26 protein-coding genes and 1 tRNA gene are annotated in these 26,180 nt (G+C 72.2%); 21 read left to right on the top strand and 6 right to left on the bottom strand.

Translation table 11 applies throughout. The features are described from left to right. Positions 1–17: 17 nt before the first annotated feature. Complete coding sequence (gene pyk, locus FB474_RS10335; protein ID WP_141788561.1) at positions 18–1,469, top strand: pyruvate kinase; 1,452 nt, start codon at positions 18–20, stop codon at positions 1,467–1,469. 31 nt (positions 1,470–1,500) lie between these two features. Here the strand turns inward: pyk and FB474_RS10330 are convergent, their stop codons facing one another. Then, positions 1,501–2,103: an ester cyclase gene (locus FB474_RS10330; RefSeq protein ID WP_141788560.1), complete on the bottom strand. Its 603-nt coding sequence runs from the start codon at positions 2,101–2,103 to the stop codon at positions 1,501–1,503. Between the two features lie 102 nt (positions 2,104–2,205). Between FB474_RS10330 and FB474_RS10325 the strand changes: the two genes are divergently transcribed. From FB474_RS10325 to FB474_RS10295, 7 genes are all read left to right on the top strand, one after another. Further along, positions 2,206–2,288: transfer RNA gene (locus FB474_RS10325), tRNA-Leu, on the top strand. Positions 2,289–2,331: 43 nt separating this feature from the next. Further along, entirely contained in the window at positions 2,332–2,994 is a 663-nt protein-coding gene (locus FB474_RS10320) for an ANTAR domain-containing response regulator (RefSeq protein WP_141788559.1), read from the top strand. A gap of 147 nt (positions 2,995–3,141) precedes the next feature. Beyond that, positions 3,142–4,275 (top strand): branched-chain amino acid ABC transporter substrate-binding protein, encoded by a 1,134-nt coding sequence (locus FB474_RS10315; RefSeq protein ID WP_141788558.1) that lies wholly within the window; start codon positions 3,142–3,144, stop codon positions 4,273–4,275. Positions 4,276–4,473: 198 nt separating this feature from the next. After that, positions 4,474–5,460 carry a branched-chain amino acid ABC transporter permease gene (locus FB474_RS10310; RefSeq protein WP_141788557.1) on the top strand — a complete coding sequence of 329 codons (987 nt, stop codon included), beginning with the start codon at positions 4,474–4,476 and terminating at the stop codon, positions 5,458–5,460. Further along, positions 5,457–6,584 (top strand): branched-chain amino acid ABC transporter permease, encoded by a 1,128-nt coding sequence (locus FB474_RS10305; RefSeq protein ID WP_141788556.1) that lies wholly within the window; start codon positions 5,457–5,459, stop codon positions 6,582–6,584. The genes FB474_RS10310 and FB474_RS10305 overlap by 4 nt, the downstream gene beginning before the upstream one ends. After that, the gene (locus FB474_RS10300; RefSeq protein ID WP_141788555.1) at positions 6,577–7,422 is read left to right on the top strand and encodes an ABC transporter ATP-binding protein; all 846 of its coding nucleotides are present in this window, start codon (positions 6,577–6,579) and stop codon (positions 7,420–7,422) included. The genes FB474_RS10305 and FB474_RS10300 overlap by 8 nt, the downstream gene beginning before the upstream one ends. Continuing rightward, positions 7,412–8,131 carry an ABC transporter ATP-binding protein gene (locus FB474_RS10295; protein ID WP_141788554.1) on the top strand — a complete coding sequence of 240 codons (720 nt, stop codon included), beginning with the start codon at positions 7,412–7,414 and terminating at the stop codon, positions 8,129–8,131. The genes FB474_RS10300 and FB474_RS10295 overlap by 11 nt, the downstream gene beginning before the upstream one ends. A 62-nt stretch (positions 8,132–8,193) precedes the next feature. Here FB474_RS10295 and FB474_RS10290 read toward each other — a convergent pair whose 3' ends face one another. Next, positions 8,194–8,979, bottom strand: a complete 786-nt coding sequence (locus FB474_RS10290; RefSeq protein ID WP_185746243.1) for a DUF554 domain-containing protein — start codon at positions 8,977–8,979, stop codon at positions 8,194–8,196. 187 nt (positions 8,980–9,166) lie between these two features. Here FB474_RS10290 and FB474_RS10285 point away from each other — a divergent pair, with 187 nt between their 5' ends. Further along, entirely contained in the window at positions 9,167–9,721 is a 555-nt protein-coding gene (locus tag FB474_RS10285; RefSeq protein ID WP_246092129.1) for a GNAT family N-acetyltransferase, read from the top strand. Between the two features lie 90 nt (positions 9,722–9,811). On the opposite strand, the gene FB474_RS10280 is transcribed toward FB474_RS10285, so the two are convergent. Beyond that, the gene (locus FB474_RS10280; protein WP_141788551.1) at positions 9,812–10,243 is read right to left on the bottom strand and encodes a PaaI family thioesterase; all 432 of its coding nucleotides are present in this window, start codon (positions 10,241–10,243) and stop codon (positions 9,812–9,814) included. Positions 10,244–10,295: 52 nt separating this feature from the next. On the opposite strand from FB474_RS10280, the gene polA reads away from it, so the two are divergent. From polA to FB474_RS10260, 4 genes are all read left to right on the top strand, one after another. Next, a complete protein-coding gene (gene polA, locus FB474_RS10275; protein WP_141788550.1) occupies positions 10,296–12,968 on the top strand; it encodes a DNA polymerase I in 2,673 nt (890 codons plus the stop codon). Positions 12,969–13,221: 253 nt separating this feature from the next. After that, positions 13,222–13,815: a hypothetical protein gene (locus FB474_RS10270; protein ID WP_141788549.1), complete on the top strand. Its 594-nt coding sequence runs from the start codon at positions 13,222–13,224 to the stop codon at positions 13,813–13,815. Further along, the gene (locus tag FB474_RS10265) at positions 13,812–16,190 is read left to right on the top strand and encodes a hypothetical protein (RefSeq protein WP_246092128.1); all 2,379 of its coding nucleotides are present in this window, start codon (positions 13,812–13,814) and stop codon (positions 16,188–16,190) included. The genes FB474_RS10270 and FB474_RS10265 overlap by 4 nt, the downstream gene beginning before the upstream one ends. Positions 16,191–16,365: 175 nt before the next feature. Continuing rightward, positions 16,366–17,244, top strand: a complete 879-nt coding sequence (locus FB474_RS10260) for a glycosyltransferase 87 family protein (protein ID WP_185746113.1) — start codon at positions 16,366–16,368, stop codon at positions 17,242–17,244. A gap of 52 nt (positions 17,245–17,296) precedes the next feature. On the opposite strand, the gene FB474_RS10255 is transcribed toward FB474_RS10260, so the two are convergent. Beyond that, on the bottom strand, positions 17,297–17,680 hold the full coding sequence (locus FB474_RS10255; RefSeq protein ID WP_141788547.1) for a hypothetical protein: 384 nt from the start codon (positions 17,678–17,680) through the stop codon (positions 17,297–17,299). Between the two features lie 58 nt (positions 17,681–17,738). Next, entirely contained in the window at positions 17,739–18,608 is an 870-nt protein-coding gene (locus tag FB474_RS10250) for a class I SAM-dependent methyltransferase (protein ID WP_141788546.1), read from the bottom strand. A 139-nt stretch (positions 18,609–18,747) separates the two neighbouring features. Here FB474_RS10250 and rpsA point away from each other — a divergent pair, with 139 nt between their 5' ends. From rpsA to FB474_RS10215, 7 genes are all read left to right on the top strand, one after another. Beyond that, entirely contained in the window at positions 18,748–20,232 is a 1,485-nt protein-coding gene (gene rpsA / locus FB474_RS10245) for a 30S ribosomal protein S1 (protein ID WP_141788545.1), read from the top strand. A 255-nt stretch (positions 20,233–20,487) separates the two neighbouring features. Continuing rightward, entirely contained in the window at positions 20,488–20,691 is a 204-nt protein-coding gene (locus FB474_RS10240) for a hypothetical protein (RefSeq protein ID WP_221632505.1), read from the top strand. Between the two features lie 40 nt (positions 20,692–20,731). Beyond that, positions 20,732–21,805 (top strand): LacI family DNA-binding transcriptional regulator, encoded by a 1,074-nt coding sequence (locus FB474_RS10235; protein WP_141788544.1) that lies wholly within the window; start codon positions 20,732–20,734, stop codon positions 21,803–21,805. 1 nt (position 21,806) lies between these two features. Then, on the top strand, positions 21,807–22,274 hold the full coding sequence (locus FB474_RS10230) for a PPOX class F420-dependent oxidoreductase (RefSeq protein ID WP_141788543.1): 468 nt from the start codon (positions 21,807–21,809) through the stop codon (positions 22,272–22,274). 28 nt (positions 22,275–22,302) lie between these two features. Beyond that, a complete protein-coding gene (coaE, locus tag FB474_RS10225) occupies positions 22,303–23,496 on the top strand; it encodes a dephospho-CoA kinase (RefSeq protein ID WP_141788542.1) in 1,194 nt (397 codons plus the stop codon). After that, positions 23,466–23,870: a YidH family protein gene (locus FB474_RS10220; RefSeq protein WP_246092127.1), complete on the top strand. Its 405-nt coding sequence runs from the start codon at positions 23,466–23,468 to the stop codon at positions 23,868–23,870. Before coaE ends, FB474_RS10220 begins: the two co-directional genes overlap by 31 nt. After that, on the top strand, positions 23,867–24,190 hold the full coding sequence (locus FB474_RS10215) for a DUF202 domain-containing protein (RefSeq protein WP_141788541.1): 324 nt from the start codon (positions 23,867–23,869) through the stop codon (positions 24,188–24,190). The genes FB474_RS10220 and FB474_RS10215 overlap by 4 nt, the downstream gene beginning before the upstream one ends. On the opposite strand, the gene FB474_RS10210 is transcribed toward FB474_RS10215, so the two are convergent. Continuing rightward, complete coding sequence (locus tag FB474_RS10210) at positions 24,162–24,635, bottom strand: MarR family winged helix-turn-helix transcriptional regulator (protein WP_141788540.1); 474 nt, start codon at positions 24,633–24,635, stop codon at positions 24,162–24,164. The genes FB474_RS10215 and FB474_RS10210 overlap by 29 nt on opposite strands. Positions 24,636–24,723: 88 nt before the next feature. Here FB474_RS10210 and FB474_RS10205 point away from each other — a divergent pair, with 88 nt between their 5' ends. Continuing rightward, a complete protein-coding gene (locus FB474_RS10205) occupies positions 24,724–26,166 on the top strand; it encodes an MFS transporter (RefSeq protein ID WP_221632504.1) in 1,443 nt (480 codons plus the stop codon). Positions 26,167–26,180 lie beyond the last annotated feature (14 nt).

Below are 26,180 nucleotides of genomic sequence, written 5' to 3'. Positions count from 1 at the left end.
ACCCATAGGGTTTGACCATGCGCCGCGCCAAGATCGTCTGCACGTTGGGACCAGCCACCTCCTCGGCCGAGCGGCTCTCGGAGCTGGTCGCCGCGGGCATGGACGTGGCCCGGCTCAACCTCTCCCACGGTGCCTACGAGGACCACGAGAAGGTCTACCTCGAGGTCCGTCGCGCCAGCGACGAGTCCGGCCGCGCGGTCGGGGTCCTCGTCGACCTGCAGGGCCCGAAGATCCGCACCGGCCGCTTCGCCGACGGCCCGGTCCACCTGGAGAACGGCGCGCGGTTCACCATCACCACCGACGACATCCTGGGCGACCAGGACCGCGTCTCGACGACCTACAAGGGCCTCCCGGGCGACGTCAGCCCCGGTGACCGGCTGCTCATCGACGACGGCAAGGTGGCGCTCGAGGCCGTCGAGGTCACCGACACCGACGTGGTCACCGTCGTCATCGAGGGCGGCACGGTCTCCAACAACAAGGGCATCAACCTGCCCGGCGTCGCGGTGAGCGTCCCCGCCCTGTCCGACAAGGACGAGGCCGACCTGCGCTGGGCCCTGCACCTGCGCGCGGACATGATCGCCCTGTCCTTCGTGCGCTCCTCCAAGGACATCGAGGACGTGCACCGGATCATGGACGAGGAGGGCGTGCGCCTCCCGGTCATCGCCAAGATCGAGAAGCCGCAGGCCGTCGACAACCTCGCCGACATCATCGAGGCCTTCGACGGGGTCATGGTCGCCCGCGGAGACCTCGGCGTCGAGCTGCCGCTGGAGCAGGTCCCGCTGGTGCAGAAGCGCGCCATCGAGATCGCCCGCCGCAACGCCAAGCCGGTCATCGTCGCCACCCAGGTGCTGGAGTCGATGATCGAGAACTCCCGCCCGACCCGCGCCGAGGCCAGCGACGCCGCCAACGCGGTCCTCGACGGGGCCGACGCCCTCATGCTCTCGGGCGAGACCAGCGTCGGCGCCTGGCCGATCGAGACCGTCAAGACGATGGCCAAGATCATCGAGAACACCGAGGAGCACGGCCTCGACCGGGTCGCCCCGCTGGGCACCAAGCCGCACACCACGGGTGGTGCGGTGACCCGGGCGGCCGCCGAGATCGGCGAGCTCGTCGGCGCGAAGTTCCTCGTCACGTTCACGACCACCGGCGACTCGGCCAAGCGGCTCTCCCGCATCCGCTCCAAGCTGCCGATGCTGGCCTTCACGCCCAACCAGGCGACCCGCTCGCAGCTGGCGCTGACCTGGGGGATCGAGACCTTCCTGGTGCCGATGGCCAAGCACACCGACCAGATGGCCCTGCAGGTTGACGTGTCCCTGCTGCAGTCCGGCCGGGCCGTCGAGGGCGACCTCGTGGTCATCGTCGCCGGCTCCCCGCCCGGCATCCCCGGCTCCACCAACGCCCTGCGGGTCCACCGCATGGGCAACGCGGTCAACCGGGTCGCCCCGGCCTACCAGGACCTCGACCTCTAGGCGGCCACCGCTCCGGGCCACCGCCGCCGGCTCACGCCAGCACGGTGGGAGGCGCCTGCGGGCGCCACGCGCGGCGGGCCGCCGGTGCCCCGGCACCCGCCGCCTCCGATGACCCCGCCCTCGTCGAACCAGCCCCCGTCGACCCGGCACTCGTCGACCCGGAGGCCTCCCCGGCCGGCGGGCGGGGCGGGGTGATGACCCCGATCTGCACCATCGAGGTGAGGTCGTCACGGACCGCCCAGTGCTCGGCGAGCAGGCCGTCCACCACGCGGAACCAGTGGCAGGCATAGGAGTCGAACCGGCGCCCGGTGGCGGGGATGACCCCGTTGAGCGGCCCCAGGTTCGTGCCGGTGCTGCGGACCCGGGCCACGACCAGGTCGCCCTCGGCCACGACCTGCTCGATGCGCATGTGCAGGTCGGGGTACTGCGCGATGAGCCACTCCACCGTCTGGCGCATGTGCGCCGGCCCGTCGACCAGCCCGGGCGCGGCCGGCCCGAACGGCGCGACCGCGTGCTCGATGAAGTCGTGGGCGAACAGCACGTCGCACGAGGCGAGGTGGCGCTGGTTGAAGGTCTCCTCGAAATGGCGCCGGACGAGGGCCTTGTTGGACTCAGACGTGGGGACTCCGTCCATGCTGTCATCGTCCGGCGCGGCCCTGCGCGGTCGCACCTGCAGATGACGCAGCCCACCTCGTCCGGGTCGCTGGTGGCGGACGCTATGCTGACGCCGCACCCGGCCGGGGTGGTGGAATGGCAGACACGGAGCACTCAAAATGCTTTGCCCGAAAGGGCGTGCGGGTTCAAGTCCCGCCCTCGGCACTGTTGTCAGGGCACCGGCGCCCGGCTGGCTAGGCTGGCCGACGTGAACGACGACGCCACCACGCCGGACCCCACGCCCGCCCCCTCAGCCGAGCACACGGCATACCCGGGGGAGCAGCCTCGGCTGCGCATCGTCGTCGCGGAGGACGAGGCCCTGATCCGCATGGACCTCGCCGAGATGCTGGGGGAGTCCGGCTACGACGTCGTCGGCCAGGCCTCCAACGGCGAGCAGGCTGTCGAGCTGACCCGCGAGCTGCACCCGGACCTGGTCATCATGGACGTCAAGATGCCGGTCCTGGACGGCATCAGCGCGGCCGAGCGGATCGGCGCCGAGCGCCTCGCCCCGGTGGTCATGCTCACGGCGTTCAGCCAGAAGGAGCTCGTCGAGCGCGCCCGCGACGCCGGGGTCATGGGCTACGTCGTCAAGCCGTTCACCGCCGGCGACCTCGCGCCGGCCATCGACATCGCCCGGTCCCGCTGGAGCGAGCTGCACGCCCTCGAGCAGGAGGTGGCCGACCTCGGCGAGCGGCTGGAGACCCGCAAGCTGGTCGACCGCGCCAAGGGCGTCCTCATGAGCCGGCTCAAGGTCAGCGAGGCCGACGCCTTCCGCTGGATCCAGAAGACCGCGATGGACCGCCGCCTGGGGATGCGCGAGGTCGCCGAGGCCGTCATCAGCGGTATGCCGGGTTCGTCCGGAGGCGAGTAGACGCAAGGTCACGACACGGTCACCGTTCGGGCGCAGACAGTGCCCGTGATGCCCTGACGGGGTCTAGGGTTCCGTCAAACCTCCCGCAGAGGGGGGTCCACAGCGTTGCGCTGAGCGCTTCGCCATACGTGGCATCAGGAGGAGTTCGTGCGTTCTCTCATCAAGTTCGGCGCGCCGGTGCTGGCAGCCGCGCTCGTGCTGACCGGCTGCGGGACCAAGGGCGGCTCGAGCACCGCTTCCGGTGGCGGCACGGCCTGTGACCTCAAGATCGGCTTCTTCGGTGCTCTCACCGGTGACGCCGCCAACCTCGGCATCAACATCAAGAACGGTGCCGACCTCGCGGTGAAGCAGTACAACGAGAAGCACGCCAACTGCAAGGTGACCCTCACGACCTTCGACAGCCAGGGCGACCCGGCTCAGGCGCCGGCGCTGGCGCAGAAGGCCGTCAGCGACAAGAAGGTCATCGGCATCGTCGGCCCCGCGTTCTCCGGTGAGTCCAAGGCCGCCGACCCGATCTTCGACAAGGCGGGCCTGACCACCATCACCCCGTCGGCGACCAACCCGAAGCTGTCCCAGAACGGCTGGAAGACCTTCTTCCGCATGCTGGGCAACGACGCGACCCAGGGTCCGGCGGCCGCCAAGTACATCAAGGACACCCTCGGCGCCAAGAAGGTGTTCGTCGCCGACGACTCCTCCGAGTACGGCAAGGGCCTGGCCGACATCGTCAAGGGTGACCTCGGCTCCATGGTCGTGGGCACCGACGAGGTCCAGCAGAAGCAGACCGACTTCTCGGCGACCGTGACCAAGGTGGCGGCGTCCAACGCCGACGCCCTGTTCTACGGCGGCTACTACGCCGAGGCGGCGATCCTCGCCAAGCAGCTGCGCCAGCAGGGCTGGAAGGGCACCATCGTCGTCGGCGACGGCGTCAAGGACGACGGCTACATCAAGGCGGCGGGCGCCGCTGCCGAGGGCACCGTCATGACCTGCCCCTGCCTCCCGCCGGAGAAGGCGCCGGAGTTCCAGTCGGCGTTCAAGGCGGCCTACGGCTCCGACCCGGCCACCTACTCCGCCGAGGGCTACGACGCGGCCAACGTCTTCCTCGCGGCCATCGCCGCCGGCAAGACCAGCCTGTCCGACGTCAACACCTTCGTGCGCAACTACGACGCCAAGGGCGTGACCAAGCAGATCAAGTTCGACGCCCAGGGCGAGCCGTCCGACAAGACGGTCTGGGCCTACAAGGTCACCGGCGGCAAGATCGTGCCCGACCAGGAGATCAAGTAAGACCCTGACGTGCTGAGGGAACCGGCGACACCTGCCTTCGCCGTCAGGCCGGTTCCGCAGCAAGACGTGGCGGCCGGAGGCACCAGCCTCCGGCCGCCACGCGCGTCAGCGGCCCTTCTGCGGGCGCCCCGGGTGGCCTAGAGTCCCCCCAACGCCGATGCTGACGCTGTCCGACACCGCCATCGAGACGGGACCTGCATGGACCTCCTGATTCACCACTTCTTCGAGCTGACGATCACGGGCCTGGCGATCGGCGCGGTCTACTCGCTCGTGGCCCTGGGCTACACGTTGGTCTACGGCGTGCTGCGGCTGATCAACTTCGCCCACTCCGAGGTGTTCATGTACGGCACCTTCGGCGCAGTCTGGGTGCTCACCGCGCTCGGGGCGGGTCGGGCAAGTGGTGCGGGGGTCTTCGCCTACCTCATCATCGGCTTCGCGGCGGCCATGATCGTGTCCGCCGTGGTCGCCATGCTGCTGGAGTACGTCGCCTACCGGCCGCTGCGCAAGCGCAACGCGCCGCCCCTGGTCGCCCTCATCTCCGCCATCGGCGCATCCTTCGTGCTCTCCGAGCTCATGGGCCTGCGCGACAAGGTCGCCGCGTGGTTCGGTCTGCAGAACACCCTGGCCGACTACGTCGGGCGACCGCGGGAGAACGCCGTCCTGCCGAGCCTCGTGGACAGCCACGTCGTCTTCCAGCTCGGCGACTACGGCGTGAAGAACATCGACATCATCGTCTTCGTCTCCGCGCTGGTGATGATGGTGGTGCTCGACCAGTTCGTCAGTCGCACCCGCCTCGGCCGGGGCATCCGGGCCGTGGCGCAGGACCCGGAGTCGGCGGCGCTGATGGGTGTCAACCGGGACCGGGTCATCCGGATCACCTTCCTCGTCGGCGGGATCATGGCCGGTGGCGCCGCGATGCTCTACCTGCTCAAGATCGGTGTCACCCGCTACAACGCCGGCTTCATCCTCGGCGTCAAGGCGTTCACCGCGGCGGTCCTCGGCGGCATCGGCAACGTCCGGGGCGCCCTGCTCGGCGGCCTCATCCTCGGCGTCGCCGAGAACTACGGCTCGGCGCTGGTCGGCACCCAGTGGAAGGACGTCGTGGCCTTCCTGCTCCTCATCGTCATCCTGTTGTTCCGCCCGACCGGCCTGTTGGGCGAGTCGCTCGGAAAGGCCCGCGCATGAGTGCCGTCACCGACTTCTTCCACGGGTTCCGCGCGCGGGTCGCCGGCCTGCCCAAGCCGGTCAAGATCGTCCTGCTCGTCATCGCGGCGCTGCTGGTCTACCTGCTGCCGATCATCAACCCGCCGTTCATCACGACCACCGACTCCGACTTCGCGAGCGTCCTGTTCAGCTGTTCGGTCTATGCCCTGGTCGCCCTCGGCCTCAACGTGGTCATCGGCTACGCAGGCCTGCTCGACCTCGGCTACGTCGGCTTCTTCGCCATCGGCGCCTTCACCGTCGCGGTCTTCGGCTCCCAGCACGGCAAGCTGTCCTGGGCGCTGTGCGTGCCGCTGGCGATCATCGTGGCGATGTTCTCCGGCATCCTGCTCGGTGCCCCGACGCTGCGGGTCCGTGGTGACTACCTGGCCATCGTGACCCTCGGCTTCGGCGAGATCATCCGCCTGGTGCTGCTCAACTCCGAGTGGCTCGGCGGTGCGCAGGGCATCAGCAACATCCCCTCGCCGCAGAGCTTCGCGCTGTTCGACATCCCGCACCTGGACTGGTCCAGCGGCACCCCGGTGGTCGACCTGTCGACGACCTCGACCTTCCTGGAGTTCGGCGTGCGCGACGCCACGCCGTACTACTGGCTGGCGCTGACCATCGTCATCATCGTGATCTTCATCGACCGTCTGATGCAGAACTCGCGCGTCGGCCGGGCCTGGGAGGCCACCCGGGAGGACGAGGACGCCGCCGAGCTCATGGGCGTGCCGACGTTCCGGTTCAAGCTGCTCGCCTTCGCGATCGGCGCCTGCATCGGCGGCCTGTCCGGGTCGCTGTTCGCGGCTCGCCAGGGGTTCCTCAACCCCGACAACTTCACCATCCTCTACTCGGTGCTGTTCGTGGCCATGGTCGTCGTCGGCGGCGCGGGCAACCGGTGGGGGGTCATCTCGGCGGCCTTCCTGCTGACGTGGCTGCCCGAGAAGTTCCGGTTCCTGTCCGAGGAGCGCTACCTGCTCTTCGGCCTGGCCCTGATGGCCCTGGCGATCTTCCGGCCGCAGGGTCTGCTGCCGCCACGCAGGGCCGTCCGGGCGATCGAGTCCGAAGAGGAGATCGATGCCCTGGAGGAGGGGACCGCACATGCCTGAGACCACTCCCGCGACCGAGACCCAGGTCGAGTCGACCGGCCCCGCAGCCGGCGCCGGCGCGTCCGCGCGCCGGCTGCTGGAGGTCGACGACGTGACGCTGCGCTTCGGCGGCGTCGTGGCGCTCAACGAGGTCTCGTTCCACATCAACGAGGGCGAGATCCTCGGCCTCATCGGCCCCAACGGTGCAGGCAAGACGACCTGCTTCAACGTCATGACCGGCGTCTACCAGCCGACCTCGGGCGGGGTCCGCTTCCAGGGGGAGCCGCTCGGCCGCCGCAAGAGGCACGAGATCACCCGGCTCGGCATCGCGCGCACCTTCCAGAACATCCGGCTCTTCAGCACCATGACCGCGCTGGAGAACGTCCTGGTCGGCGCCGACGCCCACCACACCACCGGGGTCGGGTCGGCCATCCTGCGCCTGCCCAAGCACCGCCGGGAGGAGAAGGAGGGCTACGAGCGCGCCCGCGAGCTGCTCAAGTTCATGGGCCTGAGCAAGCGGGCCAACGAGCTCGCCCGCAACCTGTCCTACGGCGACCAGCGCCGGCTGGAGATCGCCCGGGCGCTGGCCACCAACCCCACGCTGCTGTGCCTGGACGAGCCCGCGGCCGGCTTCAACCCGGCGGAGAAGGCCCGGCTGATGGAGCTGATCCGCACCATCCGCGACCAGGGCTACACCGTGCTGCTCATCGAGCACGACATGCGGCTGGTCATGGGCGTGACCGACCGGATCGTGGTCCTGGAGTTCGGCCGCAAGATCGCCGAGGGGCTGCCCGCCGAGATCCGCGACAACCCCGCCGTCATCGCCGCCTACCTGGGAGTCGACGAGAATGCTTCTTGAGGTCAACGGCCTGTGCGTCAACTACGGGCGCATCGAGGCGATCCGCGACATCACCTTCACCGTCGAGGAGGGTGAGGTCGTCACGCTGATCGGGGCCAACGGTGCCGGCAAGACGACGACGATGAAGACCGTCTCCGGCCTGCGCCCGGTGCGGGCCGGGACGATCCGCTTCGACGGCCAGGACATCACCCACATGCCGCCGCACCAGCGCCCCGTGCTGGGCATCTCCCAGAGCCCGGAGGGGCGGGGCTGCTTCCCGGGCATGACGGTCAACGAGAACCTCGACATGGGCGCCTACGCCCGCAAGGACCGCAAGACCAAGGCCGTGGCCGAGGACCGCGACCGGGTGTTCTCGCTGTTCCCCCGCCTCCAGGAGCGGATGAACCAGACCGCCGGCACGATGTCTGGCGGTGAGCAGCAGATGCTGGCCATGGGCCGCGCGCTCATGGCCCGCCCGCGGCTGCTGCTGCTGGACGAGCCGTCGATGGGCCTGGCGCCCAAGCTGATCGCGCAGATCTTCGACATCGTCACCGAGATCAACAACCAGGGCACCACGGTCCTGCTGGTCGAGCAGAACGCCGCGCAGGCGCTCAAGCGCGCCAACCGGGCGTACATCCTGGAGACGGGCGAGATCGTGCGCGAGGGCACCGGCTCCGCGCTCGCGGCCGACGACGCGGTCAAGGCCGCCTACCTCGGTGGTGACATCTAGCCGCTGCGCGGCACGTGAAGGTATGCCGGGTGGTCGCCACCCGGCATACCGCCGCGGTCCCCTCAGCTGAGGACGATGACCAGCTGGGTGAGCAGGGGAGCGACCACCAGCGCGGGCAGCAGGTCGCCGACCGGGACCTCCCGGATGCGCAGCAGCCGCAACGCGATCCCGACGAGCATGAGCCCGCCGGTCGCGGTCAGCGCGGCGATGTGCGCGTCGGGCAGCACCGAGCCGAGCAGCACCCCCAGCAGCGTCAGCGTGCCCTGGACGACGGCCACCGAGGCCGCGGACAGCAGCACGCCCACGCCGAAGGACGAGGCGAACGCCATCGCGGCGAACCCGTCGAGCACCGACTTGAGGGCGAGCTGCTCGATGCCGCGGCCGAGGCCGTCGGACAGCGAGCCCAGGATGGTCAGCGGGCCGACGCAGAACAGCAGGGAGGCGCCGAGCCAGCCCTCGATGAAGCGCTCCCGGGCCTCCTGGCCCTGCCCGGCCTCCTGGAGCCCCAGCAGCCGGGGGCGGCGGGCCAGCCGGGCCTGGATCGCGCCCGCGAGCCCCTCGAGGCGCTCCTCGATCCGCAGCAGGGAACCGGCGATGCCGCCATGCAGCAGGCTGCCGAGCACGATGAGCACCGGGGCCCCGGTCGGCACGGCGGAGGTGAACGCCCGGTCGGTCACGCTGACCGCCGACAGGCCGGCCATGAGCAGGGTGGTCAGGCCGAGGACGTCGGTGACCACCGAGCGGGTGCGGTCGGGCAGCCGGTGCCCCACGGCCATGCCCAGGCCGGCGCCGAGCAGGACCGCGACCACGTTGATGACCGTGCCGAGACCGGGGAAGGCGCCACTCACGCGGCCAACCCTAGGCCAGGCGGGAGATTTCTCCGCCAGCTCTTCTCCCGGTGGGACTCTTGGCTCTAGAGTCTGCCTCGGCCCGGAAGGCATCCGTCCGGGCCTTCGGGTTGGGGGACCCACTGCCGCAACGTGTTTCAGCAACGATGGAGGATCTGTGTCGCGTCCCCAGGTCAGCGTGCGTCCGGTGTCACCCTCCCAGAACGAGCTGTTCACCCAGCTGTGGCTGGCGGCGCGGGTGGAGGCCGGGGGCAGCCTGGAGTCGGCGACCCGGGCGGCCAGCGAGGGCCGCGTGGCCGCGGCGCTGGCCCGCGAGGACGTCCGTGCCTACCTGGCCTTCCACGACGGCCAGGCGGTCGGCTACATGGTCCTGACCCACAGCCCGCTCTCCGGGCTGACCGACACCCCCTGCGTCTGCATCGACCAGCTCTACGTCGCCGAGACCGCCCGCCGCCAGGGTGCGGCCAAGGCCCTGCTCACCGCCGCGGCGACGTATGCCGAGCGGTTCGGTGCCGACCAGATCGCCACCTGCGTGCCCTCCCAGGGCCGCGACGCCAACCGCTTCTTCGCCCGCCTCGGCTTCTCCTCCTACGTCGTCAAGCGGGTCACCACGACGGCCGGGCTGCGTCGCAAGCTGCAGGGCGAGGAGCACCGCGGCGGCCTCGAGCTCGTGCTCCAGCAGCGCCGCCGCTCCCTGCGCGCCCGCACCGGCCGGATGGGCGACCGCCAGCTCGTCGGCTGACCGGGCGGGCACGCCACCGCACCCACGACGAGGGGGTCCGTCCCGACCGGGACGGACCCCCTCGGCATACCTGCTGGGGGAGGGGACGCCTCAGGCGCCGGGCGCCTTGGGGCGGATCAGGCAGGTGATCCGCGAGGTGCAGACCCGCCGGCCGTCCTCGTCGGTGATGGTCACGTCGTAGGACGCCAGGGTGTTGCCCAGCGAGAGGGCGGTCGCGGTGCCGGTGACGTAGCCGTCGCGGGCAGCCCGGTGGTGGGTGGCGTTGATGTCCAGCCCGACGGCGATGCGGTCCTGCCCGGCGTGCAGCGCGGCGCCGATCGAGCCGACCGTCTCGGCGAGCACGACGCTGGCGCCGCCGTGGAGCAGGCCGTAGGGCTGGGTGTTGCCCTTGACCGGCATGCGCGCCACGACGCGCTCGGGGGAGGCCTCGAGGAACTCGATCTCCATCCGCTCGCCGAGCGTGCCGGCGTTCATCGCGTTGAGCCCGGCGACGACGCGGTCCTGCGGTGCTGCGTGGTCCATGGTGGTGTGCCTGCCCGTCTGTGTGTCCGTCGGTGGCAATAGGCTGCCATGCGTGAACCGACTCCTGCTCCTCGACGGTCACTCGCTGGCCTACCGCGCCTTCTTCGCCCTGCCCGTCGAGAACTTCTCGACCTCGACGGGCCAGAGCACCAACGCGGTCTACGGCTTCACGTCGATGCTGATCAACGTGCTGCGCGACGAGCAGCCCACGCACGTCGCGGTCGCCTTCGACGTGTCCCGGCAGACCTTCCGCACGGAGGAGTACGCCGAGTACAAGGCGGGCCGCTCGGCGACGCCGTCGGAGTTCAAGGGGCAGGTGTCGCTGCTGCACGAGGTGCTCGACGCGCTCCACATCCCCTACGTCGAGGTCGAGGGCTTCGAGGCCGACGACGTCATCGCCACGCTCACCGCGCAGGCGCGCGCCGAGGGCATGGAGGTGCTCATCTGCTCCGGTGACCGCGACGCGCTGCAGCTGGTGCGTGACGACGTCACCGTGCTCTACCCCGTCAAGGGCGTCTCCGACCTGGCCCGCATGACCCCGGCCGCCGTCGAGGCCAAGTACGGCGTGCCGCCCGAGCGCTACAGCGACCTCGCGGCGCTGGTGGGGGAGTCCTCCGACAACCTGCCCGGCGTGCCCGGGGTCGGCCCCAAGACCGCGGCCAAGTGGATCGGCCTCTACGGCGACCTGACCGGTGTCGTCGCCCACGTCGACGAGATCAAGGGCAAGGCGGGGGAGTCGCTGCGCGAGCACCTCGACGGCGTGCTGCGCAACCGCCGGCTCAACCAGCTCGTCGGCGACCTCGACCTGGGGCTGACGGTCGACGACCTGGCCCGCAGGCCGTGGGACCGCGAGAAGGTGCACCAGGTCTTCGACGGCCTGGAGTTCCGGGTCCTGCGTGACCGGCTGTTCGCCACGCTGGAGTCCGTCGAGGAGGAGGCCGACTCCGGCTTCGAGGTCGACGGCGTCGTGCTGGCACCCGCCGAGGTCCCGGGCTGGCTGGAGGAGCACGCCGGGCCGGGCGCCCGGGTCGGCGTGCACGTCGTCGGGCGCTGGGCCCGCGGCACCGGCGACGTGGAGGCCCTGGCCATCGCCACGGCCGGCGACCACGCGGCATACCTCGACCTGGCCACGCTCGACGAGGCGGCCGAGCAGGCGCTCGCCGCCTGGCTGGCCGACCCGGGCCGGCCCAAGGCGCTGCACGACGCCAAGGGCCCGCTCCAGGCGCTCGCCGCCCGCGGGCTGACCCTGGCCGGGATCACCAGCGACACCGCGCTCGCGGCCTACCTCGTGCGCCCCGACCAGCGGTCCTACGACCTGGCCGACCTCGTGCTGCGCAACCTCAACCGGGAGCTGCGGGCCGAGGCCGAGACCGGCGGGCAGGGGCTGCTCGACTTCGCCGCCGACGGCGCGGCCGAGGCCGACGAGGCCATGGTCCGCGCCCGGGCGGTGCTCGACCTGGCGGCGGCCCTGGACACCCAGCTGCAGGCCACGGGGGGCGCCTCCCTCATCGAGCAGATCGAGCTGCCGCTGGTCGACGTGCTCGCGCGCATGGAGCGGGTCGGCATCGCCGCCGACGTCGACGCCCTCACGGCCCTCGAGGCCGACTTCGCCGCCAAGGTGCGCGAGGCGCAGGACGACGCCTACGACGCGATCGGCGGGCAGCAGATCAACCTCGGCTCGCCCAAGCAGCTGCAGGTGGTGCTGTTCGACCAGCTCGGCATGCCCAAGACCAAGCGCACCAAGACCGGCTACACCACCGACGCCGACGCGCTGACGGACCTCTACGCCAAGACCGAGCACCCGTTCCTCGAGGCGTTGCTGCGCCACCGCGACTCCACCCGGCTGCGGGTCACCGTCGAGGGGCTGATCAAGTCGGTCGCCGACGACGGCCGGATCCACACGACCTACCAGCAGACCATCGCGGCGACCGGCCGGCTGTCCTCGACCGACCCCAACCTGCAGAACATCCCGATCCGCACCGAGGAGGGCCGCCGGATCCGGTCGGTGTTCGTGGTCGGCGAGGGCTACGAGTCGCTGATGTCCGCCGACTACAGCCAGATCGAGATGCGGATCATGGCCCACCTGTCCGGTGACGAGGGCCTGATCGAGGCCTTCCGCACCGGCGAGGACCTGCACCGGTTCGTCGGCTCGCGGGTGTTCGCCGTGGCGCCCGAGGACGTCACCGCCGAGATGCGGGCCAAGGTCAAGGCGATGTCCTACGGCCTGGCCTACGGCCTGTCCGCGTTCGGGCTGTCCAAGCAGCTCGCGATCGGCACCGACGAGGCCAAGGGCCTGATGGACGAGTACTTCGCGCGGTTCGGCGGGGTGCGCGACTACCTGCGTGACGTCGTCGAGGAGGCCCGCCGCACCGGCTACACCGAGACGATGCTCGGGCGCCGCCGCTACCTGCCCGACCTGACGTCCGACAACCGCCAGCGCCGCGAGGGCGCCGAGCGGATGGCGCTCAACGCGCCGATCCAGGGGTCGGCGGCCGACATCATCAAGCTCGCCATGCTGCGCGTCGACGCGGCGCTGCGCGAGTCCGGGGCGGCGTCGCGCACGTTGCTCCAGGTCCACGACGAGCTCGTGCTCGAGATCGCGCCGGGGGAGCGCGAGGCCGTGGAAGCGTTGGTGCGCAAGGAGATGGGCGCTGCCGTCGACCTCAGCGTGCCGCTCGAGGTGAGCGTCGGCGTGGGCCGCACCTGGCAGGACGCCGGGCACTGACAGCGCCCAGCTGGCAGGTCTGACGCCCTCGAGGGTCGTCCCGGTCCGGGGCGGCCCTCGAGGGCGGCACAGGGCGGCGCGCCCGGGCGCCCGGCCGCCGTCAACTCGTCCCGCGCACAGGCCGGCAGGGGCAACAAAAGAACTTCACAGATTCGCCTGCGGGACACGTCAACCTGCCGTTACCGTCCGGTAACTCCCTGCTGCCAGAGGTGGCCGAGCCGTGCCGCCAGCAGCCCATTTCCGTGAGGTGACCATGCGTAAAGCCCTGCTCTCGGGCGCGCTCCTGGCCGTGGCCGCGGCCGTGATCGTCCTGCTCGGCGGGTCCTTCGGCGACGACCTGCAGCACGTCGCCCTGCTCGGCGCCGCCCTCGGTGGCGTGGTCGGCCTGGTGCCGCACCAGCCGGCCTGGGGCCGTCTCGCCGGCTTCGCGACCGGCTTCGTCCTGGCCTGGGTCGGCTTCGCCCTGCGCGCGGCCGTGCTGCCCGACACCGCCGGCGGACGGGCCGTCGCGGCGTTCCTGGTGATCCTGGCCGTCGCGCTGGCCTGCGCGGTCAGCGCCGGCCGGGTCCCGGTGTGGAGCGCCCTCGTCGGCGCCGCCGCGATCGTCGGCGCGTACGAGTCGACCTACACCAACGCCCCGTCCCAGTTCCTCGACGAGTCGCCGACCGCGGCCACGACGATCCTGTTCGCTGCCGCCCTGGGGTTCCTGGCCACCAGCGCGTTCGCCGAGTCCTTCGCAGCCGGCCGGCACGAGCGGCGCGAGCCGGCCGCCGACGCCGGCTGGGACCTCGAGCAGGACAGCCCCACCACCACCCTCGACTCCGTCCTTGCAGGGGAGCCCCAGTGAAGAACGTGCTGAGCCCGGCCCGGATCGGCGCGGCGTTCGTCGTCGCCCCCGCGGTCATCGTCCTGGCCGGTGGCCCCGCCCTGGCGGCGGACAACGTGTCGGTGAGCAACACCGAGACCGTGCAGGCGCACCTCGACGCCTCCGGCCACGTCCGCGACGCCCGCGTCTACGAGCAGCTGGCCCTGCAGGGCCACGGCACGGTCACCGTCTCCGACCCCGTGTCGACGAAGAACCTGCGCAACCTCGACGGCTTCGGCGGCTTCGACGTCAAGGGCGCCAACCTGGTGGCGAACGTCTCCGTCGACGGTGAGCGCCGCCTGCGCGCGGTCTCGGACTTCACCAAGGAGCTACCGCTGAAGGTCACCGCGACCTACACCCTCGACGGCAAGAAGGTCGAGCCCGGCGACGTCGTCGGCCGCTCCGGCCTGCTGCAGGTGCACTACGTGGTCGAGAACATCACCGGGCGGGATCAGGAGGTGTCGTTCGACGACGGCACCGGCACCAAGGTCACCCGGACCGAGAAGGTCGTCATCCCGATGGTCGGCTCGCTGACGACGGTCCTGCCGTCGACGTTCACCGACGTCCGCTCCGACGAGGCGGCCATCGCCGGGGACGGCCACGGTGGCACGAAGATGACCTTCACGATGACCCTGTTCGGCCCGATCGGTTCGCCCCGCGCGGAGTTCGGGTATGCCGCGAAGGTCACCGACGGGGTCGTCCCCGCCGCGACCGTCTCGGCGCTGCCGGTCTCGCCGCTGGACAGCCCGTCGTTCAGGGGTGGTGCGGCCAGCTACAAGGGCGGCGCGGACACGGGCCTGGAGCTGACCTCCGGCGCGACGCAGATCGACAGCAACGTGCTCAAGCTGCGTGACGGTGCGGCCCAGCTGCTGGCCGGGCTGATCAAGCTGCGCGACGGCGCGAAGGACCTCAACGCCGGCCTGTCGGGCAAGGCGGCTCCCGGAGCGGCCAAGCTGGCCGACGGGGCGGGTGCGCTGAAGTCCGGCACCGGCAAGGTCGCCTCGGGTGCCGGCGACGCCAAGGCCGGCTCCACCCAGCTCGCCAGCGGAGCGGCGGCGCTGTCCGACGGCATCGACCAGATCACGGCAGGCGTCGACGCCCTGCCGGTCAGCCTGGCTAAGGACCCGAACTTCCAGCGGCTCAAGGGTGCCCTCGCCAGCATGAAGGCGGGGATCGGCTCTCCGACGGATATGACCAGGAGCACGCTTCTCGGCGGCCTCAACCTGCTCCGCGCCGGCATCCGCAGCCCGCTGGGCAACCCCCTCGTGCCGAAGGACGGGAAGACGGGATGTGACCCCCTGGCCACATCCGGTACAACCGTGTGCGGCGCGGCTGATGGGATCGACCTGATTGCAGACGGCTTGGACAAGGCATCCAAGGCGGGCGGGTCAATCGACTCGCTGATCGTGGCGGCGCAGGGTGCCTACTCGTACGTGCATGCAACCAACCCGACCTGTCCTGCCTTGGACAGCAACGGGCTCCCGCCGATTCCCGGCGCGTTCTTCGATGCACCTGCCGGGCCGTGCTACGCGGCTGCGAACGTGGTCTTCGGTCTCAAGGCGGATGCAGGCACCCCGCTGCCCGGCCTCTCAGACGGCGGGATCAAGGTCCAGACTCGTACCGCCATGACCAAGCTCGGGATCATCTCGGGCGGTCTGAGCGGCGACGCGCTCAACGGTATCGACGCCATCAAGAAGGGTCTGTCGAACGTGGGCTGCAACCCGGCGCAGACCAACCCCCAGGCCGCGGACGCCTGCGGGGTCGCCGACGCCGCCGGGTTGGTGAGCGCAGGCGTCGACACCCTGGTGGCGTCCATCGCCGACCAGCTGGGTGCAGCGCTCGGCCAGGCCGCCGATGGCGCGAGCCAGGTCGCGGGCGGCGCGAAGGCTCTGGACTCCGGTCTGGGGCAGCTCAAGAGCGGTGCCGGTCAGCTGGACGACGGCGCGGGGCAGCTCAAGAGCGGCGCCGACCAGCTCTCCTCCGGACTCGGCGACGCCGCCGCAGGCAGCGGTGAGCTGGCCGCCGGCCTCGACACCGCCGCGGGCAAGGCCCCGGCACTGGAGGACGGCGCGAGCCGCCTGTCCGCCGAGGGCACGACCAAGCTGGTCGACGCCGGCAAGGGCACGGCCGCGGACTACGGCCTGAAGTACGCCCTCATCGAGGCCGGCGCCCAGCGCGCCAAGGCCGAGGGCATGGCCTACGGCGCACCGGCCGGCGCGGCCGGCGCCACGGCATACAGCCTGGAGCTGGCCGGCATGAGCGGCGAGGGCAGCCGCAACGTCGGCCGCGGCCTTGGTGCCATGGCGGTGTTCGGCCTCGGCGCCGGCCTGACCGTGCTGCGTCGCCGCTGGCTCTGACGGGCGCAGCTCCACGCGTGACGCGTGGGGGAGGGGTGGTCGGGAGCTCCCGGCCACCCCTTCGGCGTCGGTGCCGGTTGCTCAGGCCGGCCGCACCCTGACCGAAAGGACGATGTGGGCCACCGGCGCGACCTGCGACCGTGGGCGCGACAGGTGCACGAACGGGGGGAGCGGCATGGGCTCGGAACGGCTGGAGACGCTGCGGCGCGCGTTCTGGGTGGCCTTGGTCCCCGGTGCCGCGCTGTTCCTCGTCATGCAGGTGTGGGTCCACGTCCACGGCGGCATGCTCGGGGCCGACTCGCACGCCTACTGGCTGGCGGCCCGCGACCCGCAGTCCTGGTACACCCGGCCGCCGGCCTACCGCGACGCCTACCTGTACTCCCCGGCCTTCGCCCAGCTGCTGTGGCCGCTCGGCCAGCTGCCCTGGCGGGTATTCGAGGTGGTGTGGGCCGCAGGCCAGGTCGCCGTCCTCGGCTGGCTGCTGGCGCCGCTGGGCTGGCGGCGCGGCCTGACCCTGGCGCCGTTCCTCGTGGCCGAGCTGCTCCTCGGCAACGTCTACGTCTTCTTCGCCGCCGCCCTCGTGCTCAGCCTGCGCCGCGCGCCGGGCGCCCTGGCGCTGCCGCTGCTGACCAAGGTCGCCCCCGGCGTGGTCGGCGTCTGGTTCGTCGCCCGGCGCGAGTGGCGCGCCCTGCTGCAGGCCGCCGCGGCCACCGCGGCGGTCGTCCTGGTCTCGGTGGCGCTGGCGCCGCACGCCTGGCTGGACTGGGTGCAGTTCCTGGCCCGGACCGCCGGGGGGCACGGGGGCAGCGCCACGCTGCGCCTGCTCGTGGCCCTCGGGGTCTGCCTGTATGCCGCGCGCAGCGGCCGGGCCTGGCTGCTGGCGCCCGCGCTCATCCTGGCCTGCCCGGTGCTCGGTGGGTACGGGCCGCTCGCCGTGCTGGCGGCCGTGCCCCGGCTGTTGCGGGTGCAGGCCGCCCCACTGCGCGGTCGACACCGCGTCCGCCGTGTCGCGGCACCCGACCTGGTGCCCGACGCACCGCGCCTGCCTGCCTGAGGCGCCACGTCCGCGGACGAACGGAAACCCAAGGCGGCTCGTTGCGCCGCGGCTACCCGAGCGGGTTGTAGCCGAGCACCAGCCAGAGCACGACGTACCCCGCAGCGGTCCCCGTCAGACCCCACAGGGCGCCGGTGAGTGCCGGGGGGAGCAGGGCGTCCTCGGGGGAGAGCCGCCACCCGCCGCCGAGCGCCACGGCGAGGCATGCGGCGATCGCGCAGACCGCGGCGGTCAGGAGCCCGGCGTTGTCCAGGCTGGCGCCGCTGTCCGGCAGGGCAACCTGCACGAGGAACAGGCCCAACGTCGCCGCGGCCCAGTTGAGCAGGACCACCCCGCCGAGGACCAGCGCGCCCAGCGTGCCGAAGCCGCCCGCCCACAGGAAGGCGGACCGGCTGCGCGACCCCGGTGAAGGCTTGAGCGGCTGCCCTGCTGCCACGTCAGGAGTGTGGCAGCACCGGGCCGACGGTCGGGGCGTTTCGGCGCAGCCGCCCGGGTCAGGGCTTCTCGGCCACGAAGATCGCGGTGCCGGGGATGAGCGCGCCCCGCAACGGGCTCCAGCCGCCCCACTCCTGGCCGTTGGTCTCGGGCCACTCCGGCTCGACGAGGTCGACCAGGCGTAGCCCGGCGGCGGTCAGCTCGCGCACGCGGTCCCCGAGGGTGCGGTGGTGCTCGACATACGTCGCCCGGCCGGAGGCGTCCGCCTCGACGTAGGGGGTGCGGTCGAAGTACGGCAGCCGGGCCACGAGCCCCTCCGGACCGGGGTCGTCGGCGAACGCCCAGCGGATCGGGTGCGTGGTCGAGAACACGAGGCGCCCACCGGGGCGCAGCACGCGGGCGCACTCGCGCATCACCAGCGCCGAGTCCGCGACGAACGGCACGACGCCGTATGCCGTGAACACGGTGTCGAACGCCGCGTCACCGAAGGGGAGCGCCGCCGCGTCGCACTGCACCAGCGGCACGGGCGTCCGGGGTGCCGGTGCCCCCTGCTCCGGTGCCCCCTGCTCCGGCGCACCCTGCTCCGACACCGCCGTCGCGTCGATCGCCCGGCCCTGGCGCAGCATGCCGCCGGACAGGTCGCTGGCCACGACCTGAGCCCCCTGCCCCGCGAGGTACCGGGAGCACTGGGCGGCCCCGGCGCCGATCTCCAGGACCCGCTTCCCGCGGACGTCGCCGAGCAGGTGCAGCTCCTCCTCGCGCACGCCCTCGGGGCCCCAGACGAAGTCGGTGTCGCCGAGGAACGCGCCGTGCTCGGCGTAGTACCCGACCGCCTCGCCGTCCCACCACGACCGGTTGGCCCGGACCGTCTCCTCCTGGTCCGCGGCACGCCGGCCGACCTGCTCAAACGCCTCGAGATCATCGGTCACGGCGCTATCCTGCCCTGCTTTGACCTGTGCGAGACGGCATCGGTAAGGTGGACGAGCACATCTGTGTGCGTCCGGTCACGTCACGGCGGCCGGACGTGCATTCCCATCGATATCTGTCCACCATCGGAGTTCCCACTACATGACTGCCACCACGGCTGAGAAGGCCACCCCGCAGATCGCGATCAACGACATCGGGTCTGAGGAGGAGCTGCTCGCCGCCATCGACGCGACGATCAAGCACTTCAACGACGGCGACATCGTCGAGGGTGTCATCGTCAAGGTCGACCGGGACGAGGTCCTGCTCGACATCGGCTACAAGACCGAGGGTGTCATCCCCTCCCGCGAGCTCTCCATCAAGCACGACGTCGACCCGGCCGAGGTCGTTTCCGTGGGCGATGAGGTCGAGGCCCTGGTCCTCCAGAAGGAGGACAAGGAAGGCCGCCTGATCCTGTCCAAGAAGCGTGCGCAGTACGAGCGCGCCTGGGGCACGATCGAGAAGGTCAAGGAGGAGGACGGCGTCGTCACCGGCACCGTCATCGAGGTCGTCAAGGGTGGCCTCATCCTCGACATCGGCCTGCGCGGCTTCCTGCCGGCGTCCCTCGTCGAGATGCGTCGTGTCCGCGACCTCCAGCCCTACGTGGGCAAGGAGATCGAGGCCAAGATCATCGAGCTGGACAAGAACCGCAACAACGTGGTCCTGTCCCGCCGTGCGTGGCTCGAGCAGACCCAGTCCGAGGTGCGCACCACGTTCCTCAAGGAGCTCCAGAAGGGTCAGGTCCGCTCCGGCGTCGTCAGCAGCATCGTCAACTTCGGTGCTTTCGTCGACCTCGGTGGCGTCGACGGCCTGGTGCACGTCTCCGAGCTGTCCTGGAAGCACATCGACCACCCGTCCGAGGTCGTCGAGGTGGGCCAGGAGGTCACCGTCGAGGTGCTCGACGTGGACATGGACCGCGAGCGTGTCTCCCTGTCGCTGAAGGCGACGCAGGAGGACCCGTGGCAGCACTTCGCCCGCACCCACGCCATCGGCCAGGTCGTGCCGGGCAAGGTCACCAAGCTGGTGCCGTTCGGTGCGTTCGTCCGCGTGGACGACGGCATCGAGGGCCTGGTCCACATCTCCGAGCTGGCCGAGCGCCACGTGGAGGTCCCGGAGCAGGTCGTGCAGGTCGGCGACGACATCTTCGTCAAGGTCATCGACATCGACCTCGAGCGTCGCCGCATCTCGCTCTCGCTCAAGCAGGCCAACGAGGCCGGCGCGCAGATCGACGAGTTCGACCCGACGCTCTACGGCATGGCCGCCGAGTACGACGAGCAGGGCAACTACAAGTACCCCGAGGGCTTCGACCCCGAGACCAACGAGTGGCTCGAGGGCCACGAGGAGGCTCGCGAGAAGTGGGAGAAGCAGTACGCCGAGGCGCACGCCCGCTGGGAGGCCCACAAGCAGCAGGTCGAGGCCGCTGCCAAGGCCGACGCGGAGGCTGCCGCCAACGCCGACGTGCCGACCACCTACTCCTCGGGTGGCTCGTCCTCCAGCACCTCCACCGAGTCGGCCCCCTCGGCCGGCGAGGGCACCCTGGCCTCCGACGAGGCCCTGGCCGCCCTGCGCGAGAAGCTCACGGGCAACTGAGCAGGTATGCCGTGACGCTCACCTGAGCATCGCTGCGACGAGGGCCCGGACCGCACTGCGGTCCGGGCCCTCGTGCGTTCCCACCCGGCCCCATCCGGCGTCGCCCGGCCTCGCCCGGCGGCCAGCAGGCCGAGCAGCCCGGCAGTCGCGGGTGGCGCCTCGAGAAACGCTGGCATCAGGGACTTGACCGGTACAGAAGCCGGGATTACTGTATCGGTACAGAAGCCAACCCTCCCAGCACCGATTGGCACCACCGTGAGCACTGCACCCATCGCCGCCTTCCACGTCCGGGCCGTCGCCGAGCGCGAGGTCCTCAGCGCCCGTCCCGACGCGCCCGTCGTCGCCGCGCAGCCGGCACCGACACGCCGTCACCGCCTCGAGCGCTCCCGCACCGGCCTGGCCTCGGTCCTGCACCGCGCCGCGGACCGCGTCGCGCCGGCCTACGGCGCCCCCTGCTGACGCGCCGTACCCGTCCGTCACGCCCGTGAGAAGGTGAGGCGTGGCCAAGGTGACCCTGCAGACCATCGCCGACCAGGTCGGTGTGAGCCGGATGACGGTCTCCAACGCCTTCTCCCGTCCCGACCAGCTCTCCGCCTCGTTGCGGGAGCGCATCCTCGAGACGGCCCGCGAGCTCGGCTACGTCGGCCCGGACCCCAGCGCCCGGGCGCTGGCCCGGGGGAGCACCGGTGCGGTGGGCGTCCTGCTCACCGACGCGCTGCAGTACGCCTTCGCCGACGAGGTCGCGATGGCCTTCCTCGGGGCCATCGCCTCCGAGCTGGCGCCGACCGGGCTCGCCCTCACCCTGCTGACCTCCTCCGAGACCAGCGGTCGGGTCCCCGCTCGTGACGTGGCCATGGACGGCGCGCTGGTCTACTCCTGCGACCCGACCACGCCCGCCGTGGAGTGGCTGCGCAAGCGCGGCCTGCCCCTGGTCTTCGTCGACCAGGTGCAGGCCCCCGGCGTGCCCAGCGTCAACGTCGACGACCGCGGCGGCGCCCGGGCCGCGGCCCAGCACCTGGTCAACCTCGGCCACCGCCGCATCGGGATCGTCAGCGCGGCGGTGGGCGGCTCGTTCGGCCTTGACCCCGACCCGCTGGCCTCGCCGCTGGCCCACCCGGTGCGGCAGCGGCTGCTGGGGTGGCTGGAGGCCCTGCGCGCCGCAGGCATCGAGCCGCCGGTGGTCAAGGTCCCCGACTCCGGTCACGACGACTACCTCGCCGGCGCGCGGCTGCTGCTGGCGCTGCCCGAACGGCCGACCGCGATCCTGTGCTTCTCCGACGTCGTGGCCGCAGCCGTCGTGCACGCCGCCGAGGACGCCGGGCTGCGCGTGCCCGAGGACCTGTCGGTGGTCGGCTTCGACGACAGCCCGATGGCGGCCCGGATGCGGCCCGCGCTGACCACCGTCCGCCAGGACTTCGCCGCCAAGGGCAAGGTCGCCGCCGCCGAGCTGACGGGCGCGCTCGCCGCGCCCCGGTCGGAGGTCCGTCGCCGGGCCCGGCACCACGTCCTGCCCACCGAGCTCGTGGTGCGGGCCAGCACCGCGCCACCCCGCCGAGACCAGGAAGGGTCCTGACATGCCACGCACCATCGCGACGAACACGAGGGTGGACCTCGACGGGCTGCTGGAGTTCATCCGGCCGCGGCACCAGATGGTGCTGGTCACCCGCCGCCACGACGGTGAGCCGCAGCTCTCGCCGGTCACGGGCGGGGTGGACGCGCAGGGCCGCATCGTCATCTCGACCTACCCCGAGCGCGCCAAGACCGCGAACGCGCGGCGGGACGCGCGGGCCAGCGTGATGGTGCTGTCGGACGACTTCGGTGGCCCCTGGGTCCAGGTCGACGGCCAGGTCGAGGTGCTCGACATGCCCGAGTCGCTGGAGCCCCTCGTCGACTACTACCGCGCCATCGCCGGCGAGCACCCGGACTGGGACGACTACCGCGCCGCGATGCACCGCCAGGGCAAGAGCCTGCTGCGGATCACCCCGCACCGCTGGGGCCCGGTGGCGACGGGGGGCTTCCCCGCCCGGCTGGCCGACGACTGAGGCGCGCCCCGGCGGTAGGGTCGGCGCCATGCTGCGCGTGGGCCTCTCCGGCGGGATCGGGTCGGGCAAGTCGACGGTCGCCGACCGGCTGCGGGAGCTCGGGGCCCTCGTCGTCGACAGCGACCTGCTGGCCCGTGAGGTCGTGGCACCGGGCTCGGAAGGCCTGGCCGCGGTGGTCGAGAGGTTCGGGACGCAGGTGCTGGCGGCGGACGGGTCGCTGGACCGGGCCGCGCTGGGGGCCATCGTGTTCGCCGACGATGCCGGCCGGCGCGACCTCGAGCGGATCACCCACCCGCGCATCGCCGCCCGCGCCGGAGAGCTCGTCGCCGCGGCGCCGCCGGAGGCCGTGGTCGTCCACGACGTGCCCCTCCTGGTCGAGAAGCACATGGGCCCCGGTTACCACCTCGTGCTCATCGTGGACACCGACGAGTCGACCCGTATCGCGCGCCTCACCAGCCTGCGCGGCCTCAGCGAGGCCGACGCCAAGGCGCGCATCGCCGCGCAGGCGACCGACGAGCAGCGCCGCGCCGCCGCCGACGTGCTGCTGCCCAACGACGGGACCGTCGAGCAGGTCCGGGCGGCGGTCGATGCGCTGTGGCGGGAGCGGCTGGTCCCGTTCAACGACAACCTGGTCCGCGGCCGGCGCAGCCGCGGGCCCGAGGTCCCGACGCTGGTCGGCCCCGACCCCTCGTGGCCGGTCCAGGCCGCTCGGCTGGTCGAGCGGATCGCCCTGGCGCTGGGGGAGCGGGCGGTCTCCGTCGACCACATCGGCTCGACCAGTGTGCCCGGCCTGGTGGCCAAGGACGTCATCGACCTGCAGGTGTCGGTGCGCCGGCTCGAGGACGCCGACGACCCGGAGTTCGTGGCGGCCCTGCAGCGCATGGGCTTCCCGCGGGTCAAGGGCAACACCCACGACGAGCCGAAGCCGGACGAGCCCGGCATCGCCTTGTGGCGCAAGCGGTTCCACGGCAGTGCCGACCCGGGCCGTGTCGCCCACGTGCACGTGCGCGAGGTCGGCTCGCCCGGCTGGCGCTACGCGCTGCTCTTCCGCGACTGGCTCCGCGCCGACGCCGGCGCCCGCGAGGACTACGCGCGCGTCAAGCGGGAGCTGGCCGGCTCGGCTGCCACCACGACGGACTACGCCGGGAGCAAGGAGCCGTGGTTCACGCAGGTGTGGCCACGCGCCGAGGCGTGGGCGCGGCTTACCGGCTGGGGCGGGTGATGGACCGCCGCTGGCCCCGCAGCGTCTACGGCGTCGGTGACGAGCCCGACCCGCGGTTCTCGATGTCCAACGAGCGCACCGCGCTGGCGTGGATGCGCACGGCCATGGCCTTGCTCGCCGGCGGCGTCGCGCTGATCTCCGTCTCCAGCCTGGCGACCTTGCCCAAGTGGTCGGCGCTGGTGGCATCGGCCGCCTGCGTCGGCGGCGGTGCGCTGGCCTGGCGTGCGGTGGTGGCCTGGGCCCGGATCGAGCGGGCGCTGCGCACGCACCAGGCGCTGCCGCCGCCGCGGGCCCTGGTCTCCCTTGCTGGTGGGGTCATCGTGCTTGCCGGGCTGACGCTGGTGCTCAGCCTGGTCCAGCTGCTGCGGTCATGAGCCCGATCCCGGACCGCGCGGCGCTGCAGCCGGAGCGGACCGCGCTGTCCTGGCAGCGCACGGCGATCACCGCGACGATCATCATGGTGCCGCTGGTCATCACCGACCTGCGGCTGAAGGTCTGGCCGCTGGCGGCGCTGGGGTCGGTGGCCACCCTCTCGGCGGCGGCGCTGGTCTACCGGCTGCGCCGCCGGTTCGACCAGCTGGGTGACGACGACGCGCAGTACCGGCCGTTCTGGCACATCGTGCGCGTGGCCGTCGCCTGCAGCTTCGTCGCCGCCGGTGGTGCGATCACTGCGCTGGTGGAGCTCCTGCGCTGAGCTCGTCGACCAGCCGGCCGAGTGCCGGCAACGCGGCCAGGACGGCCCGGCGGTCGGCGGGGGAGAGCTGGTCCAGGGCGTGGGCGAAGCGCCGCTCGTGGGCCTGCTGCCACTGCTGGAGGTGCCGGCGCCCGTCGTCGGTGAGCGCGAGGACCACGGCGCGGCGGTCGCGCTCGTCGGTGACCCGGTCGACCAGGCCGGCCGAGACCAGCTGCTGCACGAGCTGGCTGACGGTGTTCTTGGCCAGCCGGTGCCGGTCGGCGATGTCGTTGACGCGCAGCCCGGGCTCGTCCTCGAGGCGTTGCAGGATCTCGACCTGGGCCATCGGCAGCTTCTCCCAGGGGTAGTCGCTGCGGATGCTCGCCCGCAGGGTGCGGCGCAGCCGGGCGATGACGTCGGCCAGGCGCCAGGCGTCGCTGTGGGCGGCGGGCGCGGTCGGGTCCATGGCCCGATCCTAGCCACGGGTGGTTCTGCCCTAGAATAGATCGCAGACAGAACCAATGTTCCCGACCGTCCGAGGAGCGTGCCGAGCCGTGACCGCCCAGCCATGGCGTCGCGTCCTCGTCGAACCCGCACGCCCGGACCGGGTGCGGACCGCTGCACGGGCGCACTGGTGGGCGGTGGCCACGGTCTGCGTCGGCGCCTTCATGGGCCAGCTCGACGCCAGCATCGTCACCGTCGCGCTGCCGAGCATGCAGCGCGAGCTCGGTGCGGGCGTCGGCGAGCTGGAGTGGGTCTCGCTGTCCTACCTGGTCGTGCTCATCGGCCTCGTCGCCGCGGCCGGGCGCCTCTCGGACGTGCTGGGCCGCAAGCTGCTCTACACCTACGGCTTCGTCGTGTTCACCCTCGCCTCGCTGGGCTGCGGCCTGGCCTCCTCGCTCGGGGTGCTCATCGCGATGCGGGTCGTGCAGGCGGTCGGGGCTGCCATGCTCCAGGCCAACAGCGTCGCCCTCATCCGCACGAGCGTCTCCGCGCGCTCGCTGCCCCGCGCCGTCGGTGTCCAGGGCGCGGCCCAGGCGCTCGGCCTGGCGCTCGGGCCGGCAGTCGGCGGGCTGCTGGTCGACGTGGCCGGCTGGCGCTGGGTGTTCCTCGTCAACCTCCCGGCCGGGGTGCTCGGCGTGGTCGCCGCGGTGCTCCTGCTGCCCCGCACCCGGGCCAGGGCGGCCCGGCACCGGTTCGACGTCGCCGGCCTGGCCCTGCTCCTGCCGACCACCACGGCCCTGCTGCTGGCCTGCTCGGCGCTCGCCCGCGGGGCGTCGGCGACCGAGGTGGCGGTGCTCGGCGGGCTGGGGCTGGCCGGCCTGGCCGCGTTCGTCGCCGTCGAGCGCCGGCAGGACGCGCCGCTGGTCCACCTCGAGCTGTTCGCCGAGCGCGCCTTCCGCTCCGGGCTGGCCAGCGCCGCGCTCGGCTACCTCGTGCTGTTCGGGGTGCTCTTCGTGACCCCGCTGTTCCTCGAGGCGACCTGGCGGATGAGCGCCGGCCGGGCCGGTCTGCTGCTCATGGTCCTGCCGGCAGCCCTGGCGCTCGCCGCCCCGGTGTCCGCCCGGCTCACGCGGCGCGCCGGCGCCACCGCGGTGACGACCGGGGGGCTGGTCCTGTCCGCGGCCGGCCTCCTCGCGCTCGTCCCGGCCGCGCACCACCGGTATGCCGTGGCGGGCCTGCTCGCGCTCGTCGGCCTGGGCATGGGGCTGTTCACCCCGGCCAACAACGCGTCCGTGGCCGCGTCCGGGCGGCCGGAGCAGGCCGGGCTGGTGAGCGGGCTGCTCAACATGACCCGGGGCCTGGGCACCGCCCTCGGGGTGGCCGTGGCCGCCGCGGCGTGGGCGCTGGCCGCCGGGCACGGGTCGGCGGAGACCGCAGCTGCCTCCAGCCACGGCTTCCGGGTCACCGTGCTGGCGCTCGGCGTGCTCGCCCTCGTGGGCGCGGCGGTGGCCCTGGGGCGCGGCCCGCTTCAGCCTGCGGGACGTCGGGGCTGAGGCGGCTGCGCTTC

Origin of the sequence: Oryzihumus leptocrescens, assembly GCF_006716205.1 — a bacterium.
GTDB classification, from domain to species: domain Bacteria; phylum Actinomycetota; class Actinomycetes; order Actinomycetales; family Dermatophilaceae; genus Oryzihumus; species Oryzihumus leptocrescens.
Note: the sequence above shows the minus strand (reverse complement) of the source record. Positions and strands in the feature narration are given on the sequence as shown.

What these genes read in the sequence shown, in the direction of transcription:
- pyk (WP_141788561.1), top strand. Translation starts at nt 18, where the DNA reads ATGCGCCGCGCCAAGATCGTCTGCACGTTGGGACCAGCCACCTCCTCG.
- FB474_RS10330 (WP_141788560.1), bottom strand. Translation starts at nt 2,103, where the DNA reads ATGGACGGAGTCCCCACGTCTGAGTCCAACAAGGCCCTCGTCCGGCGC.
- FB474_RS10310 (WP_141788557.1), top strand. Translation starts at nt 4,474, where the DNA reads ATGGACCTCCTGATTCACCACTTCTTCGAGCTGACGATCACGGGCCTG.
- FB474_RS10305 (WP_141788556.1), top strand. Translation starts at nt 5,457, where the DNA reads ATGAGTGCCGTCACCGACTTCTTCCACGGGTTCCGCGCGCGGGTCGCC.
- FB474_RS10300 (WP_141788555.1), top strand. Translation starts at nt 6,577, where the DNA reads ATGCCTGAGACCACTCCCGCGACCGAGACCCAGGTCGAGTCGACCGGC.
- FB474_RS10295 (WP_141788554.1), top strand. Translation starts at nt 7,412, where the DNA reads ATGCTTCTTGAGGTCAACGGCCTGTGCGTCAACTACGGGCGCATCGAG.
- FB474_RS10280 (WP_141788551.1), bottom strand. Translation starts at nt 10,243, where the DNA reads ATGGACCACGCAGCACCGCAGGACCGCGTCGTCGCCGGGCTCAACGCG.
- FB474_RS10270 (WP_141788549.1), top strand. Translation starts at nt 13,222, where the DNA reads ATGCGTAAAGCCCTGCTCTCGGGCGCGCTCCTGGCCGTGGCCGCGGCC.
- FB474_RS10260 (WP_185746113.1), top strand. Translation starts at nt 16,366, where the DNA reads ATGGGCTCGGAACGGCTGGAGACGCTGCGGCGCGCGTTCTGGGTGGCC.
- rpsA (WP_141788545.1), top strand. Translation starts at nt 18,748, where the DNA reads ATGACTGCCACCACGGCTGAGAAGGCCACCCCGCAGATCGCGATCAAC.
- FB474_RS10230 (WP_141788543.1), top strand. Translation starts at nt 21,807, where the DNA reads ATGCCACGCACCATCGCGACGAACACGAGGGTGGACCTCGACGGGCTG.
- coaE (WP_141788542.1), top strand. Translation starts at nt 22,303, where the DNA reads ATGCTGCGCGTGGGCCTCTCCGGCGGGATCGGGTCGGGCAAGTCGACG.
- FB474_RS10215 (WP_141788541.1), top strand. Translation starts at nt 23,867, where the DNA reads ATGAGCCCGATCCCGGACCGCGCGGCGCTGCAGCCGGAGCGGACCGCG.
- FB474_RS10210 (WP_141788540.1), bottom strand. Translation starts at nt 24,635, where the DNA reads ATGGACCCGACCGCGCCCGCCGCCCACAGCGACGCCTGGCGCCTGGCC.